Source organism: Tabrizicola sp. M-4, from assembly GCF_051132405.1.
Lineage (GTDB): Bacteria > Pseudomonadota > Alphaproteobacteria > Rhodobacterales > Rhodobacteraceae > Paragemmobacter.
Window position 1 is genome coordinate 2,785,128 of the sequence record NZ_CP128606.1, and the last position, 16,493, is coordinate 2,801,620.

Consider the following 16,493-nt stretch of genomic DNA (forward strand, 5'->3'; position numbering starts at 1 on the left):
CGCATTTTGCTTCGGTTCATCACAGCAAGAAATCAGACCGGTCCAACCCGGAAAGTTGCCCCCCGGCCCGCGCCAGGCTGGAATCGGACGGCCGGTCCAGCACCAAATCCGGCCCCTCGCCTCCGATCAGAAGGTCATCCCCTGCACCGCCGTCGATCTCGCTCCTGACCGGCATGCCAGTGCGCGTGATCCCGATCATGTCCGTCCCCTGCCTCCGCTTGACGAAACCTCGGAGAACCGCAGAACGATACTTCCCGCACAAGACGACGTGCCGCGGACAGCCTTCTGATCCCGGTCACGGGAAGAAGGCGGCACAGGCCGCACCATCCCGATCGGGCGGATCATCCCCCACGACATCATGGACACGCACAACTCGCAGGAGCGGCAGGGTGGTAATGCTCGGCTCGCCGGACATGTGCCAAGACCCGCTGCGACGAAAAGGTGATCTCAGCAGCAAGCGTCAGACATGCGGAATTTGACGCAAATTCCGCGACGGAGTTTGAAACAAACTCCGCCTCGCGCCGTCGCGCCCAGCGCGACCCCGGAAAATGCATCATTTTCCGACGCGAAATCTGCGTCAGATTTCGCCCCCTCACATCCCCAGACGCGGCATCTCGATGGCCGGGCAGCGATCCATCACCACCTCCACGCCCACCGCGCGCGCCCGTGCCGCGGCCGCCTCATCCACGACGCCCAACTGCATCCAGACGGCCCGCAATCCCGGCAGCGCCACGAGTGCCTCGTCCACCACGGCGCCCGCCTCTTCAGAACGGCGAAAGATGTCGACCATGTCCACCCCGCCACCGATCTCCGCCAGCGAAGCCCGCACCACCTCGCCCAGCGCCTCCTGCCCCGCCTGCCCCGGATTGACCGGGATCACCCGGAACCCCTTGGCCTTCAGGAAAGCCGCCACCCGATGGCTCGGCCTGTCGGGCTTGGGCGACCAGCCCACCACCGCGATGGTCCGCACCGCGCCAAGGATGCGGCGGATATCATCATCTGTCATGCCACCCCCCAGAAGAAAAAGGCGCCCGGGCCTCTGCGGCCGGGCGCCAGTCGCGGAACGAGGGACAGTGAACGAGACGCGGGTGTTCCGAACCCGCTCCCTGTGATGTGACATAGAAGGCGCAGTCGCGGATTTAAGAGCCGATCCCGCATTCGTGATCTGCCCTATCCCTTGCCGCCGCCGCGCTGCGAGGCCGCATAAAGCCCCACCGCCGCCGCGTTCGACACGTTCAGCGACCCGAACTCCCCCGCGAACGGGATCCGCGCGATCACGTCGCATGTCTCCCGCGTCTTGTCCCGCAATCCGGGTCCCTCGGCCCCCAGCACCAGCCCCACGGGCCGCGTGCCCACGCCTGCCATCGCCTCGGCCAAGGGCACCGTCCCATCGCCATCCAGCCCGATCAGGACGTAGCCCATCTCCTTCAGTTCGATCATCGCATCGGCCAGATTCGTCACCCGCAGATAGGGCTGCCGCTCCAAGGCCCCGCTCGCCGTCTTGGCCAGCGCCCCCGTCTCCGGCGCAGAATGGTGGCGCGGCGCGATCACCGCCCGCGCCCCGAACACCTCCGCCGACCGCAGCACCGCGCCCACGTTATGCGGGTCGGTCACCCGGTCCAGCAGCACCACCAAAGGCGCCCCCGCCCCCGAAATCGCCACATCCGCCAGCTTCCCCCAGTTCAGCGGACGCACCTCCAAGGCCGCCCCCTGATGCACCGACCCCTCGTCGATCGGCACGTCGAACTTGCGCGGGTCCACCACCTCCGGCTCCATCCCACTCGCGGCAATCGCCTCCTCCAGCCGGTCGAAGGCGTTCTTCGTCACCACCAGCCGCAGCTTCTCGCGGCCCGGGTTCACCAACGCATCCCGCACCGCATGGATACCGAACAGCCAGACCGTCTCCTTCGCCTCGGCCCGCTTGGCGCGTTCCTTGTCGATCACCCATGTCGGCTTCTTGCTGCCCGGCTTCATCGTCCCGTTCCCCGTCTGGCTTCCCCCCATCCATGTCCCCCGAACCGTCCCCAATGCAAGCCAGAATTCCCCGCTTTCCACCTTGACGCCCCCATCCCCCTCGGCTATCCCCCGCCTCGCGTCGGGCGACGAGCTGCAAGGTGCGGCAGCGGACTGTAACTCCGCCGGGGAGACCCATGCCTGGTTCGATTCCAGGGTCGCCCACCATCCCTTCCTCTGCTAAAGGGTGGTGATCATGACAAAAGACGCATCCTTCCGCTTCACCCACGCCATCACCCGCCGCCCCGCGGCCAGCATCACCGCAGGGCTGCGTGCCGTCGATACCGGCACGCCCGACCTCGCCACGATGGAAGGCCATCACGCGGCCTATATCGCCACCCTGCGCGCCACCGGCGCGACGGTCATCGAACTCCCGCCGCTCGACGCCTATCCCGACTCGGTCTTCGTCGAGGATACCGCCCTCTGCCTCCCGCAAGGCGCCATCATCATGCGCCCCGGCGCCCCCACCCGCCTTGGCGAAGCGGCCGAGATGGAACCGCATCTGCGCGCCCTCTACACCACCATCGCCCGCATCGAAGGCCCCGGCACCATCGAAGGCGGCGACATCCTCGTCACCGAACGCGAAATCCTCGTGGGCCAATCCGCCCGCACCGATGCCGCAGGAATCGCCGAACTCCGCGCCATCGTCACCGCATGGGGCCACGCCCTGCGCGAAGTCCACACCCCCCCCGGCGTCCTGCATTTCAAGACCGACTGCTCGCTTCTGGACGCCGAAACCATCCTCTCCACCGAACGCCTCTCCGCCTCCGGCTGCTTCGAGGGCTACACCGTCATCCACACCGCGCCGGGCGAAGAGGCCGCCGCCAACACCATCCGCTTCAACGAGGTGGTGCTGATGCCCGCAGGCTTCCCCGGAACCAAGGCCCGCATCGAACAGGCAGGCTTCACCGTGGTGGAGATCGGCAATTCCGAATGCGCCAAACTCGACGGCGGCATGTCCTGCCTCTCGCTGCGCTTCACCCCCTCCTGATCCCGCCCGGGGCGTCACCAGTGACCGCGTTCAACATCCTCTGCATCGGCCAATCGGGACGGCTTCAATACGAGGCCGTCCTTCTCGCCGCCACCCTGCGCGCGCAGAGCCCCGGCTTCACGGGTCGCCTCCTCATAGCCACCCCGCGCCCCGGCCCGCTCTGGGGCAAGGACAATCCCCAGATCACCGACGCCGCCACGCTCGACCTGCTCGCCGATCTCGGCGCAGAGATCATCCCCTTCGACAGCCGCGCCTTCGGTGCCGCCTACCCCCATGGCAACAAGATCGAGGCGCTGGCCCATATCCCCGACGCGCCCTTCCTGTTTCTCGACACCGACACGATCATCACCGGCGACCTCTCCACCCTGAGGCCCGATTTTTCCCGCCCCTCCGCCTCGATGAAGCGCGAGGGGACTTGGCCGCAGATCGAACTCTACGGCCCCGGCTACAGCGCCATCTGGCACAGCCTCTATCGCCGTTTCGGCCTCGATTTCGAAACCTCGCTCGACAGCAGCCAGCCCGATGAATACTGGCAGCGCTACCTCTATTTCAACGCGGGCTGGTTCCTGCATGAAAGCCCGCGCCGCTTCGGCGACCTCTTCCTGAAATACGCCACCGAGATCGCCCGCGCGCCCGGCCCCGAATTGGCCTGCCAGTCACTCGACCCATGGCTCGATCAGGTGGCGCTCCCCCTTGTCATCCACGCCCTCGGCGGCGGGCGGCCCGGGCCCGATCTCGCGGGCCTCGACGGTGCGCTCACCTGCCACTGGCGCATCCTGCCCCTCTTCTTCGCGCGCGAAAGCGACCATGCCGTCGCGGTGATGGAACAGGCCGCCAACGACAAGCGCGTGAAACAGGTCCTCACCCAATACCCGCCGTTCAAGAAGATGCTCTACAAGGGCCAAGGCCGCGAGGTGCGCGCCCTCTTCGACCGCGCCGACCTGCCGCGCAAGGAACAGGCCATCCGCAACACGATCAAGCGCGCGGGCCTCTGGACACGGTGAACCCCCACCGGGGCGGCGGGGTGAACCCCGCCCTACCCGTCACGGCCTCCTTCCGACGGTGCCCCCCGCACCCGTAGGGCGGGGTTCACCCCGCCACACCATACAACCGTCACCACTCACCCGCCACACGCCACCCCCATACCCCTCACCCGCCACCGTAGGGCGGGGTTCACCCCGCCCACCTCACATCTCCATCCCGACCACCGGGATCAGCGACAGAACCAGCAACCCCGCCATCCCCCAGTTGAACACCCGCAACCGCCCCGGCCCCTCCAGCCAGCGCCGCAACCCCTGCCCCGCCGCCGCCCAGACCGCGACCGACGGCAGGTTCACCAGCGCGAACACCCCCGCCACCGCCGCATAAGCCCCGACCGAAGGCTCCGGCACATAGGCCGCCACTGCGCCCAGCGCCATGGCCCATGCCTTCGGGTTCACCCATTGAAACGCCGCCGCCTGCAGAAAGGTCATCGGCTGCCCCGCCGCGCGCCCCTCCCCGGGCGCGCCGGATCGCGCGATCTTCCATGCCAGCCACAGCATGTATCCCACAGCCGCCACCTTCAGCGCGGTCAAAGCCACAGGATGCGCCAGAAACACCCCCGCCACCCCAAGCCCCACAAGGAACACCATCACCGAATGGCCCACCGAAATCCCGATCATATGCGGCACCGTCCGCCGCAGCCCGAAATTCACGCCCGAGGCCAGCAGCATCATGTTGTTCGGCCCCGGCGTGACCGAGGTGACGAAGGCAAAGCCCAGCAGGGCAAGGAAAAGCTCATATGTCATGGCGCAATCTTTCGCACATCATCAACGCCACGGGATTGCAAATGCAGCGCTTGATGCGCATCCTTCACAACAAATGACGAAGATGGACGACATAAACACCCGCATATTGCGCGAACTCCGCCGCGATGGCCGGATGCCTAACCTGATCCTCGCCGAACGGGTAGGTCTGTCCCCCTCCGCCTGCCTCCGCCGCGTGCAAGAGATGGAAAGGTCGGGTCTCATCAAGGGCTACCGCGCCGTCCTCGACCCGGCCCAACTCGGCATCGGCTTCACGGCTTACGTGACCGTGGGCCTCAACACCCATACCAAGGCCAGCCAGGAGGCTTTCGAACGCGCCGTCTCCCGCGCCCCGCAGGTCACCGAATGCCACAACATCACCGGCACGGTGGAATATCTGCTGCGCGTCGAATGCACCGATCTCGCCGCCTACAAGCACTGGCATACCGAGGTTCTGGGCACCCTGCCGCAGGTGCAGTCCATCACAACCTTCGTCGTCATGGGCAGCCCGAAGGACGAAAGGGCCTAGCGCCCGCCCGCAGCGAAACCTTGGCCCCTGTGCAGCCACGCACCCTTAACCAAGATTCCACGTCCATCTCTGCCCGATTTTGTATGTACACTTTGCGGTACGGTTTGCGGCACAGCTTCCGGCACGGTCACTTTCGGCCAAGCCCTTGCCCTAATGGGCAAAAACCCCCTCCATCCGCGGGAATCCCTTAACCTCGATCGGATTCCCCGCCGGATCGCGGAAGAACATCGTCCATTGCTCTCCCGGCTGCCCTTCGAAGCGCACCTGCGGCTCCAGCACGAATTCCACCCCGGCGGCCAGCATCCGCTCGGCCAGCCGCTGCCAATCGGGCAGATGCAGCACCAGACCGAAATGCGGCATGGGCACCATCTTGTCTCCGACCCTGCCGGTTGTGGCCGTGGGAAAGGGCGACCCAAGATGCAGGCTCAACTGATGGCCGAAGAAGTCGAAATCGACCCAAGTCGGCGCCGACCGCCCCTCGGCACAGCCCAGCACCCCGCCATAGAAGGCCCGCGCCGCCTCCAGATCGGTCACGTGAATCGCCAAATGAAACGGCGTCAGCATCCCCTGTCCCCCCATTCTCCCCGCCGACAGACTATTCTTCCCCGCGCGCCCCGCAAGACGCAAAATCCGTTCTGCCAAACCCTTGGAAAACGGGGCAAATCCCCTTTGTTCCCGCGCCCCCTTCACAGCCCGCCCGCCATCCCCTACCCTCCCCGCCGTCACAATCCTTGGGAGGGGAACCCCATGTCCGACGACCGTCCGCTTGCCTTCGAAACGCTCCAGATCCACGCGGGCACCGCCCCCGATCCCGCCACCGGCGCACGTCAGGTGCCCATCTACCAGACCACCGCCTACGTCTTCCGCGACGCCGACCACGCCGCCAAACTCTTCAACCTGCAAGAGGTCGGCTACATCTATTCCCGCCTGACGAACCCCACCGTCTCGGCGCTCGCGAACCGCGTCTGCGCGCTTGAGGGCGGGGCCGGGGCGATCTGCTGTTCCTCGGGCCATGCCGCTCAAATCATGGCGCTTTTCCCTCTGATGGGGCCGGGCAAAAACATCATCGCCTCCACCCGCCTCTATGGCGGCACGATGACCCAGTTCAGCCAGACGATCAAACGCTTCGGCTGGTCCACCAAATTCGTCGACTTCGACGACCTTGCCGCTCTCGAGGCGGCGGTGGACGATGACACCCGCGCCATCTTCTGCGAATCCATAGCGAATCCGGGGGGTTACATCACCGACCTCGATGCCGTCGCAGGCGTGGCCGACAAGGTCGGCCTGCCGCTGATCGTCGACAACACCTCCGCCAGCCCCTATCTCTGCCGCCCCATCGAACATGGCGCGACGCTGGTGGTGCATTCCGCAACCAAGTACCTCACCGGAAACGGCACCGTCACCGGCGGCATCGTGGTCGACAGCGGCAAGTTCGACTGGTCGAAATCCGGCAAGTTCCCCTCGCTCTCGGAACCCGAACCGGCCTATCACGGCTTGGCCTTCCACCCGGCACTCGGCCCGATGGCCTTCACCTTCCACTCCATCGCCGTGGGCCTGCGCGACCTTGGCATGACGATGAACCCGCAGGGCGCGCACTACACGCTGATGGGGATCGAAACCCTGTCCCTGCGGATGGACCGGCATGTGGAAAACGCCCGCAAGGTCGCGGAATGGCTGGAGAAAGACCCCCGCATCGACTACGTCACCTATGCGGGCCTGCCCTCCTCGCCCTACCATCACCGAATGGCGCGCATCTGCCCCAAGGGGGCAGGCGCGCTATTCACCTTCGCGGTCAAGGGCGGCTACGACGCCTGCGTCAAGCTGATCGACAACGTGAAACTCTTCTCCCACGTGGCGAACCTCGGCGACACTCGCTCGCTCATCATCCACTCGGCCAGCACCACCCATCGCCAGTTGACCGAGGAACAGCAGGTCAAGGCAGGGGCCGCCCCGAACGTGGTGCGCGTGTCCATCGGGACCGAGAATGCCGATGACATCATCGCCGATCTCGATCAGGCGCTGTCCAAGGCAACCTCCTGATCCGCAAAGCAAAAGGGGCGCCCCTCGGCGCCCCTTCCGCCCTTACTGGGCAATCTCCCAGGTGATGGTCACATTCGCCGTCACCCCCACCTCGCCGCCTTCCACTGGCACTGGCGCATCGGCCATCGCCGCCTCCATCCGGTACATCGGCATCGGCGGCGCATAGCCGCCGCCCTCGCTGATCGAAACGATCCGCCCCAGCCCCACGCCCGCTGCCCCCGTCAACAACTCCGCCCGCGCCCGCGCCTTGGCCACCGCGGCCTTGCGTGCCTCATCCATCGCGGGCTCCGGCTCGGCCAGACCAAAGTTCACCCCGTTCAGAGTGTTCGCCCCGTCGGTGATCGCCGCATCCAGCACCCCGCCAAGCTTGGCCAGATCGCGCACCCGGATCTGCAGAACGTTCGTCGCGACATAGCCCTGGATCACCGGCATCGAAGACCCGTCACTGTTCGACCAGTTCGGATTCAGATTCAGGGTGGATGTCTGGATATCCCGGTCCTCCACCCCCGCTGCCTTCACCCGCTCCAGCACCGCGGTCAGCGCGGCGGTATTGGCCGCCATCGCCTCCGCCGCCGTCGCGCCCTGCGAGGTCACGCCAAGACTGACGGTGGCGATATCCGGCGCGGCCGTGACCACCCCCTCGCCCGTTACAGTGATCGTCGCAGGCGCGGGCGCCTCCTGCGCGATGGCCGGCATGGACAACGGCACCGCGAGCGCGCTGCTCACAAGAAGGGCGGAAACGAAACGCATCGGGGGAACTCCTGTCCAGAACTGCCGCATCAGCTTGTACATTTTCCACCTTGGGGGCAAAGGATCGCAAGTCAGATAAAAGTGACCTGTGCTTTCCTTCGGCGAAAAGCTGCTATAGGAAGAAGACGCCCTCAGGCATGCAGTGCCGCCCCTCTGTAAGCTGTGCTAGACCCGCCCCATGAAGCCGAATTTCGCCCTGAACTTCACCGATGACAGCATCGCGCTGCTGCACCGCACAAGGCGCGGCTGGGCCGAGCTGGGCAGCACCGCCTTCGATGTCGAGGATCTTCCCGCCGCACTGGCCGATCTGAAGGCCAAGGCAGCTGCCCTCGCGCCCGAAGGCTTCACCACCAAACTGGTGATCCCCGCCTCGCAGATCAAATACCTGCGCCTGCCCGCCCCCGGCCCCGATGCTGCCGCCCGGCAGACCCAGATTGCCGCCGCGCTGGAGGGGCAGACACCTTATGACGTCGCCGATCTCGTCTGGGATCATTCCGGCGAGGGCGATACCGTCACCGTGGCCGTACTCGCCCGCGAAACGCTGGACGAGGCTGAAAGCTTCGCCGCGGAACATGGCTTCAACCCGGTCTCCTTCGTCGCCCTTGCCGAGGGCGAGGATTTCGCGGGCGAGCCGTGGTTCGGTACGACAGGTGCCTCTCAATCCATCCTGAAAAAAGGCGAGACGGTCGAACGTGACGCCGAGGCGATCCGCCTTCGCGGCAATAAGAACGATGGCGACCAGAGTGCTGCGCCCATTCGCGCGCAGGAGCCCGACCCGGAACCCGCGCCTACCGAACCCGAACCCCTGCCCGAACCCGAACCGGCGCCGGTCCCCGAGATCACACCCGCCGACGATCCGCTGCCCGAAGTGGAGCCGCAGGAGCCGGAACCCGTTCCGCTGGAAATCCCAGAACCACCCGAACCGGAGATCCCGGACGACACACCGCTGGAAGACCCGCCCTTCGACGATCAGCCGGTCTTCACGCAGGGAAATGCGGCCTTCCAATCCGAGGCGGCGGTCGATCCCGCCGCTATCGCGGCCACCCTGCGCGCTGGCGACCCGCCCGCCATCGGCGGGATGCATAGTGGCCAGACCGCCGTCCTCTCCGGCCGCCACTCTGACGCGGACGAGGCACCGATGGCGCTGGACGTTCCGGATGATGTGCCGGAGGCGCGGCCCGCCCCACGCAACCCGAATACCTCGGTCCTGATCGACCCGTCGGTTGAGGATGACCTGCCGCCGATGCCATCGGGCGCGGCGCTGTCGGCCTACAGCCGTCGCCCTGCCGGACCGACGCAAGACCCTGCCCCGCGCACAGCACCGGTGGCCCCCCCGCTCGGCCCGGCCACGCCGGATGCGCCGCGCCCCGCCAAAACCGCAGAGCGTGCGACGGGCCCGCGCGTCCCGAAGCTTAGCTATGAAACCCCCGGCGAGGCAGCACCGCCGCCGCCCGTGACCAAGGCCCCGCGCGGAATGACTGGCATTGTCACTGCGCCCAGCATTCCCGGCGGGCGCAAGGCGAAGATCGCGCCCAGCGTCGCGCCCCCTGCCTTGGCAGCCACTGCCGAAGCGGTGGCACAGCAAGCCGCGCAACCCACGCGCCGCCCGCAGGGCCTTGGCTCTCGCCCCATGCCGGTGCGAGGCAAGCCCCGCCATCTGGGCTTGATCCTGACAGGTATCCTGCTCATCATGCTCGCGCTCGCGGCAGGGCTTTCCTCCTTCTACGTAAGCTGGCGCGATGGTGATCCGGCGGAAGCCGTGGATGTTGCCGCTATCGACGCGCCCGCCGCCGATGCCGCCACGCAGGTATCTCTCGACGATCTTCCTGCCCCGGAAGACGAGATGCTTGCCGACATGATCGACCCGGCGGAAGCCGAGGGCGACCTGCCCGTGCAGACTGAGGCCAACGCGGCAGCGGAACCTGTCTCAGAAGCATCGGTGACCCTCACGCCCGAGGAAGCACCGCCCGCAACCGATGGCCCGGCCCCAGCGACAGCCATCGCTGGCGATCCCGCACCGGCCAATGCCCCGGCCAGCGAGGCGCAGGATGAAATCTTCCTTGCGGCCCGCGACATGCCGCCCGCAGCGCTCGATCCGGTGGCCCTGCAGGCCCCCACGGCGAGGATGGATCTGCCGCCGCAACCTCAGGCACCGCCCCCACCCTTTGGAACGGTCTACCAGTTCGACGAGAACGGCCTCATCCGCCCCACGCCCGAAGGGATCGCCACCCCAGAGGGCGTTCTGCTTTTCGCGGGGCAACCCGCCCTCGTGCCGCCACCGCGCCCTGCCACCATTGCCGCTGCACCGCAGGTCGCCCCCGCCGCCGAGGCGGCAACCACGGCCAACCCGGTAGAACCCGAATTCACCATCCCCGCCGATCCGGCACTGGCCGACAACCGCCCGCGCCTGCGGCCTGCGAACCTTGTCCCGCCCGTCACCGAAACGGCCACGGATGACGATGCCTCCATCGCGCCGCAGGATGATTCGCGCATCGCTTCGATTCGCCCCAATGCCCGACCGGCCTCGCTTACAGAACGGGCAGCCGCGGCTGGCCTCCTGCAGCCCGCGAGCACGCCCGCCTCCGGCAATCCCAGCCTTGCCCTTGTCGCGCCCGAAGGCACCGTTACTCCCCTTGGCCTTGCCATATCGCGCCGCCCCGCGGCCCGCCCCGAGGACATGAACCTCGCTGTGGCGGCTGCAGTCGCAGCCGCGATCCGCCAGCCCGATCCTGAACCGCCCGAGGCAGAGGTCACCCCCGAGACCGAGGAAGAACCAGAGGTCGTGGCCACCGCCCCGCGCATCCCAGCCTCGGCCAACGTTGCCCAACAGGCCACACTGCGCAACGCCATCAACCTGCGGGAAATGAACCTGATCGGCGTCTATGGCACCTCTGCCGACCGTTACGCCCTCGTGCGCAATCCGAACGGGCGCTACATCAAGGTGTCTGTCGGCGACCGTCTGGACGGGGGCCGCGTCGCGGCCATCACCGCATCGGAACTGCGCTATGAAAAGCGCGGGCGCATGATCGTCCTGGAACTTCCTAACAGCTGATCGCGCAGCCTGTGCAAGGGGCGTTGCGGTCGCCCGCGACTTGGGCTCAAACTTGCTGTGATCATGGCCTGCCTTGGGCTTTGGAAGGAACGGCATGGAAGGTTTCCTGCTCGAAGCCAGCATCTATCTGGGCGCCGCGGTCCTTGTGGTGCCCCTTGCCATGCGACTGGGGCTCGGCTCTGTTCTGGGCTATCTGGCTGCGGGCATACTCGTAGGCCCTGTCTTCGGACTGGCCGGTGCAGATACCGCCGATCTGCAGCACTTCGCTGAATTCGGCGTCGTCCTCATGCTCTTCCTGATCGGCCTGGAACTTGAACCCCGCACGCTCTGGGACATGCGCGCCCGCCTCATCGGCATGGGTGGCGCCCAGGTGATCCTCACTGCCGCGGCCATCGGATTGATCTGCACCCTCCTGCTTGGCCTTGCCTGGCAGGTGGCCCTGACGTTCGGCCTGATCCTGTCGCTCTCCTCGACCGCCATCGTCTTGCAGACACTCAGCGAAAAGAACCTGATGCGCACGGCGGGGGGGCGCGCCTCTTTCTCGGTCCTTCTCACCCAAGATATCGCGGTCATCCCGATGCTGGCCTTCCTACCGCTTCTGGCCCTGCCTGCCATTATCGGCCCCACATCCAACCTGTTCGGCATCCAGAACGCAGCCGACTCCGCCTCTCATGACGCCGAAGGCAAGGCAGAACCGCTCCTCACACTGATCGAGCAACTGCCCAACTGGGCCACAACCCTGCTGACCCTCGCCATCGTTGGGGGCATCGTCCTGGCGGGACATTTCCTGTCGCGCCCGGTGTTCCGATTTGTCCATGCGGCCCGTCTACCCGAGATGTCGACCTTCATCTCGCTGCTCATCGTGCTGGGCATCGCCTTCCTGATGATGCTGGTGGGGCTTTCGCCTGCGCTCGGCACGTTCGTGGCCGGGGTTGTCCTCGCCAACTCGGAGTTCCGCCACCAGATCGAGGCCGATATCAAACCCTTCAAGGGGCTGCTCCTCGGCCTTTTCTTCATGACCGTGGGCATCGGGATCGATACCCGCACCCTGCTGGGTGAGCCCATCACCATCCTTGGTCTGGCCCTTGGCCTGATTGCCGTCAAGGCCTTCGTCCTGCTGGCGCTGGGAATGGTCTTCGGCCTGCGCGCGCATGACCGCTGGCTTTTCGCGCTCGGCCTTGCGCAGGCGGGGGAGTTCGGCTTCGTCCTTGTCAGCTTCGCGCGCCAGCAGGGCATCCTGTCGCTGCATCAGGGGCAAATTGCCCTTCTTGTGGTAAGCCTGTCCATGCTGTTTACCCCGCTCCTGTTCCTCGCCTATGAACAGCTTGCCCGCCGCCAGCGTGCCCGCTCGCCACAGGCAACGCCCGATACGATCGACGAGAAGGGCCGCGTCATCATCGCGGGTATCGGACGCTTCGGTCAGGTGGTGAACCGCCTCGTGCGCATGTCCGGCCTTTCCACCGTCGTCCTCGACAGTGACATGGCCACAATCGAAACGATGCGCCGCTTCGGCGTAAAGGGCTTTTTCGGTGACCCCTCGAATCCCGCCCTACTGGAAAGCGCGGGTCTGGCCGAGGCCGCCATCCTCGTCGTCGCGGTAGACGACCGCGACAACGCCACCCGGATCGTCCGCTACGCCCGTGGCCAGCGCCCCGACATCCACATCGTCGCCCGCGCACGCGACCGCGTACATGTCTATGAACTCTATCAGGCGGGTGCGAATGACATCGTGCGCGAGACCTTCGACTCCTCGATCCGTGCCGGCCGCTATGTCCTAGAAAATATGGGCTTCACGGAATACGAGGCAGCCAAGCTGTCGCAGACCTATTTCAAGGTGGACCGGGCCGCGATGCGCGATCTGGCCAGCCTTTGGGTGCCCGGGCAGCCCGTCCATCTTAACGATGCCTATGTCGAACGCGCCAAGCAGCTTGACCGAGATATCGAAACCGCCCTGATCGACGAACTTTACGAAACGCGCCCCATGCCCGGCGAGGACGTCCCCGCCCCCTTCACCGAAGCTGCGGCCGATCAGGCGGAGGATGACCTCCCCGCCGACCGCGGGCCCAAAGCCGAGGTCTCCTGATCCCGCACCGTCGGCAGAGCGCTCAGCCCCCCGCCACCCCCGCCTCGGCAAAGGTCGCCATGCCCGAATGGCAGGCAAGCGCCCCCTTCACCACGCCCAAGGCCAGCGCCGCGCCCGACCCTTCGCCCAACCGCAGCCCAAGGTTCAGAAGCGGCTCCTTCCCGAGTGCCGCCAGCAGCCGCCCATGACCTCCCTCCGCGCTCACATGGCCCGCGACGCAATGATCCAGCGCGCCGGGCACTGCCCGTTCCAACACCGCCGCCGAGGCCGTGCAGATGAACCCGTCCAGCACAACGGGCACCCGTTCCACGCGGGCCCGCGCGATTGCCCCGGCCATGGCCGCCAACTCCCGCCCGCCAAGGCAGCGCAGTACCTCCAGCGGGTCATCCAGCACCCCTGCATGCAACGCCAACCCCCGCGCAACGGAATCGGCCTTGCGCGCCAGCCCCGCATCATCAACACCCGTCCCGCGCCCGACCCAGCCGCCCGGCTCCCCCCCGAACAGCGCCGCCGCCAGCGCCGCCGCGGACGTTGTATTTCCGATCCCCATCTCGCCTGTCACAAGTACATCCGCCCCCGGATCCACCGCATCCCAACCGCAGCGCAGCGCGGCCACGACCTCGGCCTCGTCCATCGCAGGCCCAGTCGTGAAATCGACGGTGGGGCGGTCAAGGTCCAGCGCATGCACTGCCATCTCCGCCCCAAAGGCGCGGCTCAACTGGTTGATCGCCGCCCCTCCGTGGCGGAAATTCGCCACCATCTGCACCGTCACCTCGGCAGGAAAGGCAGAAACGCCCTGCGCCACCACCCCGTGATTGCCTGCAAAGACAAGGACCTGAGGCCGGTCGCAACGCGGGCGATCCGTCCCCTGCCAGCCCGCAAACCACACCGCCAGATCCTCCAGCCGACCCAGCGCCCCCGGCGGTTTGGTCAACTGCCCGTTGCGCGCCAGCGCCGCCGCTCGGGCGGCCGCGTCCGCCGCGGGGGCCGCCACCAGAAGGGCATGGAATTCGGAAAGCGAGGCAAAGGAAAAGGTCATCGGCAAAGGTCCATCGTTGAAGGTCGTCCCCGGCTTGGCTAACTGGTGGCGCAGGCAAAGGCCAGCCGGGAAAGGACACCCCCATGACCAACCGCGACACCGCCGCCAGCGCATTGGCAGACCTCGCCGCGGCCTTTTCCTTGCTCACCCGCCTCCCGGTCACGATGCGCGCTGCCCCCTCCCCCCGCGCCGCCTGGGCCTGGCCCGTGGTGGGGGCCGCCATCGGTGCGCTCGCCGCGATGTCCACCTCTGCTGCCTTGGCCCTCGGCCTTTCCGCAGGCCCCGCTGCAGCGCTTGCCCTCGTCACCACCGCCCTGCTGACGGGCGGCCTGCACGAAGACGGCCTCGCCGACACAGCCGATGGCCTCATGGGCGGTCAAACCAAGGAGCGGCGACTGGAGATCATGAAGGATAGCCGCATCGGCTCTTACGGGACACTCGCACTGCTCCTTGTCACCCTGATCCGTTGGTCGGCCCTCGCCACCCTCATCACCGCAGGCCAACACTGGGCCGCACTCATCGCGGCAGGGGCCATCTCCCGCGCGCCCATGGTCGTCCTCATCGCCGGCCTGCCCAATGCGCGGGGCACGGGCCTCTCCCACATCACCGGCAGCCCCCCCCGCTATGCCGTCCTCACGGCCCTCGCCGTAACCGTCATCATCGCCCTCCTGGCAACCGGAAGCGCCATCCTGTCTATGGTCCTCGCCGCCGCCGCCACGACCGCCTTCCTTGCCCGCGCAGCGCGTAACCGCATCGGTGGCCAGACAGGGGACATTCTCGGCGCATCCCAGCAACTAGCCGAGGCTGCCGCACTTGCCTTCGCCGCAGCCCATCTCGCCTGAACGCCCCTCTGTCCCGAGCCCAATCCCCCGGGGGTGATGGAGGCACGCCGTCGGGGGCGGGCATCCCCCTGGGACTCCATGCGCTACGAAGGCCTCGAATGGGAGAAGGAAACCCGCCGCACCAGCGGCTCCGCCGGGTCACGCCTGCAAGCAAAAAGGGCCGCCGGTTTCCCGACGGCCCCTGCGAAACCCATAAGAAATATCAGGCGGCGCGGCTCAGCAGCACATCATCGACCTTCTTCTGTGCCCCGGCCTCGTCCACACCGGAAACCGCCGCAACCTCACGAGTGAGCCTCTCCAGCGCAGCTTCGTAAAGCTGACGCTCGGAATAGCTCTGTTCGCGCTGGTCATCGGTGCGGTGGAGATCCCGCACAACTTCCGCGATGGAAAGCAGATCGCCCGAATTGATCTTCTGCTCATATTCCTGCGCGCGGCGCGACCACATCGCCCGCTTCACCCGGGCCTTGCCCTTCAGCGTATCCAGCGCCTTCGTCACGATGTCGGGCGAGGACAGCTGCCGCATCCCGATCTCGGTCGCCTTGTGCGTAGGAACGCGCAGGGTCATCTTGTCCTTCTCGAAGGAGATGACGAAAAGCTCCAGATGGAGCCCCGCGATTTCCTGCTCTTCGATCGAGATGATCTTGCCCACGCCATGCGCCGGGTAGACCACGAATTCGTTGGGACGGAACTCGGGCTTTTTGGTCTTGGTCATTCAGTCGAATCCTCGAATGGACCGCCTGCCTCACGCGACAAATCCCATGACCGGGCCCTTGGCGGCCCCGGCTTGCAGGAGGAATTGTCACAGAAAGACCCAGCTCAGGCGAGCAGCTCTGAGCGAGGCGTCAGGCTTCCGTGTGTATTGTGCGTTAGCCTATACCACAGAATCAGACCGATTCCAACAACGGCAACAGGTCTGCCCTTCCCGGAATGCCTTCATTCTGGGCAATAATCGAACGGCATTCCGAATCGTCATGACAGCCTTGCCGAATCGGCATGGCGAAAATGAGGCTTTTCCTCAGTTGCCCTCGCCCGGCGCTTCGCTGAAATACTTGGCCAGCTTGCCCGTCTCGCCATCCCGTGCTTCGGCTTCGGGAAGCGGGTCCTTCTTAACCGTGAGAACGGGCCACATCTCGGAATACTTGCGGTTGAAGGCGACCCATTCCTCCATGTCCGGTTCCGTATCCGGGCGGATCGCGTCGGCGGGGCATTCCGGTTCACAGACACCGCAGTCGATGCATTCATCCGGATGGATGACCAGCATGTTCTCGCCCTCGTAGAAGCAGTCCACCGGGCAGACTTCCACGCAATCGGTGTATTTGCAGGCGATGCAGTTGTCGGTCACCACATAGGTCATGGCGGTCTCCTAGGAT

Annotated in this window: 16 protein-coding genes and 1 tRNA gene; 8 read left to right on the forward strand and 9 right to left on the reverse strand. The window is 66.3% G+C overall.

From position 1 onward, the window contains the following. Window positions 1-19: 19 nt before the first annotated feature. From TabM4_RS13605 to rlmB, 3 genes are all read right to left on the reverse strand, one after another. The gene (locus tag TabM4_RS13605) at window positions 20-199 is read right to left on the reverse strand and encodes a hypothetical protein (RefSeq protein WP_434613296.1); all 180 of its coding nucleotides are present in this window, start codon (window positions 197-199) and stop codon (window positions 20-22) included. 393 nt (window positions 200-592) lie between these two features. Next, the gene (locus TabM4_RS13610) at window positions 593-1,006 is read right to left on the reverse strand and encodes a CoA-binding protein (RefSeq protein ID WP_434613299.1); all 414 of its coding nucleotides are present in this window, start codon (window positions 1,004-1,006) and stop codon (window positions 593-595) included. A 164-nt stretch (window positions 1,007-1,170) separates the two neighbouring features. Continuing rightward, window positions 1,171-2,004 carry a 23S rRNA (guanosine(2251)-2'-O)-methyltransferase RlmB gene (gene rlmB, locus TabM4_RS13615; RefSeq protein ID WP_434613302.1) on the reverse strand — a complete coding sequence of 278 codons (834 nt, stop codon included), beginning with the start codon at window positions 2,002-2,004 and terminating at the stop codon, window positions 1,171-1,173. Window positions 2,005-2,097: 93 nt separating this feature from the next. On the opposite strand from rlmB, the gene TabM4_RS13620 reads away from it, so the two are divergent. The 3 genes from TabM4_RS13620 to TabM4_RS13630 all read left to right on the forward strand — a co-directional run bounded on the left by TabM4_RS13620 (window position 2,098) and on the right by TabM4_RS13630 (window position 4,008). Further along, window positions 2,098-2,181 (forward strand) — tRNA-Tyr (locus tag TabM4_RS13620). 28 nt (window positions 2,182-2,209) lie between these two features. Further along, entirely contained in the window at window positions 2,210-3,004 is a 795-nt protein-coding gene (locus TabM4_RS13625) for a dimethylarginine dimethylaminohydrolase family protein (protein WP_434613305.1), read from the forward strand. Window positions 3,005-3,024: 20 nt separating this feature from the next. Next, a complete protein-coding gene (locus TabM4_RS13630) occupies window positions 3,025-4,008 on the forward strand; it encodes a hypothetical protein (RefSeq protein ID WP_434613308.1) in 984 nt (327 codons plus the stop codon). A gap of 183 nt (window positions 4,009-4,191) precedes the next feature. Here the strand turns inward: TabM4_RS13630 and TabM4_RS13635 are convergent, their stop codons facing one another. Further along, entirely contained in the window at window positions 4,192-4,791 is a 600-nt protein-coding gene (locus TabM4_RS13635; RefSeq protein WP_434613311.1) for a LysE family translocator, read from the reverse strand. A 73-nt stretch (window positions 4,792-4,864) separates the two neighbouring features. Between TabM4_RS13635 and TabM4_RS13640 the strand changes: the two genes are divergently transcribed. Continuing rightward, complete coding sequence (locus tag TabM4_RS13640; protein WP_434613314.1) at window positions 4,865-5,317, forward strand: Lrp/AsnC family transcriptional regulator; 453 nt, start codon at window positions 4,865-4,867, stop codon at window positions 5,315-5,317. A gap of 150 nt (window positions 5,318-5,467) precedes the next feature. On the opposite strand, the gene TabM4_RS13645 is transcribed toward TabM4_RS13640, so the two are convergent. Next, window positions 5,468-5,881: a VOC family protein gene (locus TabM4_RS13645; RefSeq protein ID WP_434613316.1), complete on the reverse strand. Its 414-nt coding sequence runs from the start codon at window positions 5,879-5,881 to the stop codon at window positions 5,468-5,470. 183 nt (window positions 5,882-6,064) lie between these two features. On the opposite strand from TabM4_RS13645, the gene TabM4_RS13650 reads away from it, so the two are divergent. Continuing rightward, entirely contained in the window at window positions 6,065-7,357 is a 1,293-nt protein-coding gene (locus TabM4_RS13650; protein WP_434613319.1) for an O-acetylhomoserine aminocarboxypropyltransferase/cysteine synthase family protein, read from the forward strand. Between the two features lie 42 nt (window positions 7,358-7,399). Here TabM4_RS13650 and TabM4_RS13655 read toward each other — a convergent pair whose 3' ends face one another. After that, window positions 7,400-8,107, reverse strand: a complete 708-nt coding sequence (locus TabM4_RS13655; RefSeq protein WP_434613322.1) for an SIMPL domain-containing protein — start codon at window positions 8,105-8,107, stop codon at window positions 7,400-7,402. 178 nt (window positions 8,108-8,285) lie between these two features. Between TabM4_RS13655 and TabM4_RS13660 the strand changes: the two genes are divergently transcribed. Both TabM4_RS13660 and TabM4_RS13665 read left to right on the forward strand, forming a co-directional pair. Continuing rightward, window positions 8,286-11,159 carry a translation initiation factor 2 gene (locus tag TabM4_RS13660; RefSeq protein WP_434613325.1) on the forward strand — a complete coding sequence of 958 codons (2,874 nt, stop codon included), beginning with the start codon at window positions 8,286-8,288 and terminating at the stop codon, window positions 11,157-11,159. Window positions 11,160-11,253: 94 nt separating this feature from the next. Beyond that, window positions 11,254-13,242, forward strand: coding sequence for a cation:proton antiporter domain-containing protein (locus TabM4_RS13665; RefSeq protein WP_434613328.1), 1,989 nt, complete (start codon window positions 11,254-11,256; stop codon window positions 13,240-13,242). 22 nt (window positions 13,243-13,264) lie between these two features. Here TabM4_RS13665 and cobT read toward each other — a convergent pair whose 3' ends face one another. Further along, window positions 13,265-14,281 carry a nicotinate-nucleotide--dimethylbenzimidazole phosphoribosyltransferase gene (gene cobT, locus TabM4_RS13670; protein WP_434613331.1) on the reverse strand — a complete coding sequence of 339 codons (1,017 nt, stop codon included), beginning with the start codon at window positions 14,279-14,281 and terminating at the stop codon, window positions 13,265-13,267. An 83-nt stretch (window positions 14,282-14,364) separates the two neighbouring features. On the opposite strand from cobT, the gene cobS reads away from it, so the two are divergent. Continuing rightward, a complete protein-coding gene (gene cobS, locus TabM4_RS13675; protein ID WP_434613334.1) occupies window positions 14,365-15,123 on the forward strand; it encodes an adenosylcobinamide-GDP ribazoletransferase in 759 nt (252 codons plus the stop codon). Window positions 15,124-15,325: 202 nt separating this feature from the next. Here the strand turns inward: cobS and TabM4_RS13680 are convergent, their stop codons facing one another. Both TabM4_RS13680 and fdxA read right to left on the reverse strand, forming a co-directional pair. Further along, complete coding sequence (locus TabM4_RS13680) at window positions 15,326-15,835, reverse strand: CarD family transcriptional regulator (protein WP_434613337.1); 510 nt, start codon at window positions 15,833-15,835, stop codon at window positions 15,326-15,328. Between the two features lie 303 nt (window positions 15,836-16,138). Beyond that, entirely contained in the window at window positions 16,139-16,477 is a 339-nt protein-coding gene (gene fdxA / locus TabM4_RS13685) for a ferredoxin FdxA (protein ID WP_434613340.1), read from the reverse strand. Window positions 16,478-16,493 lie beyond the last annotated feature (16 nt).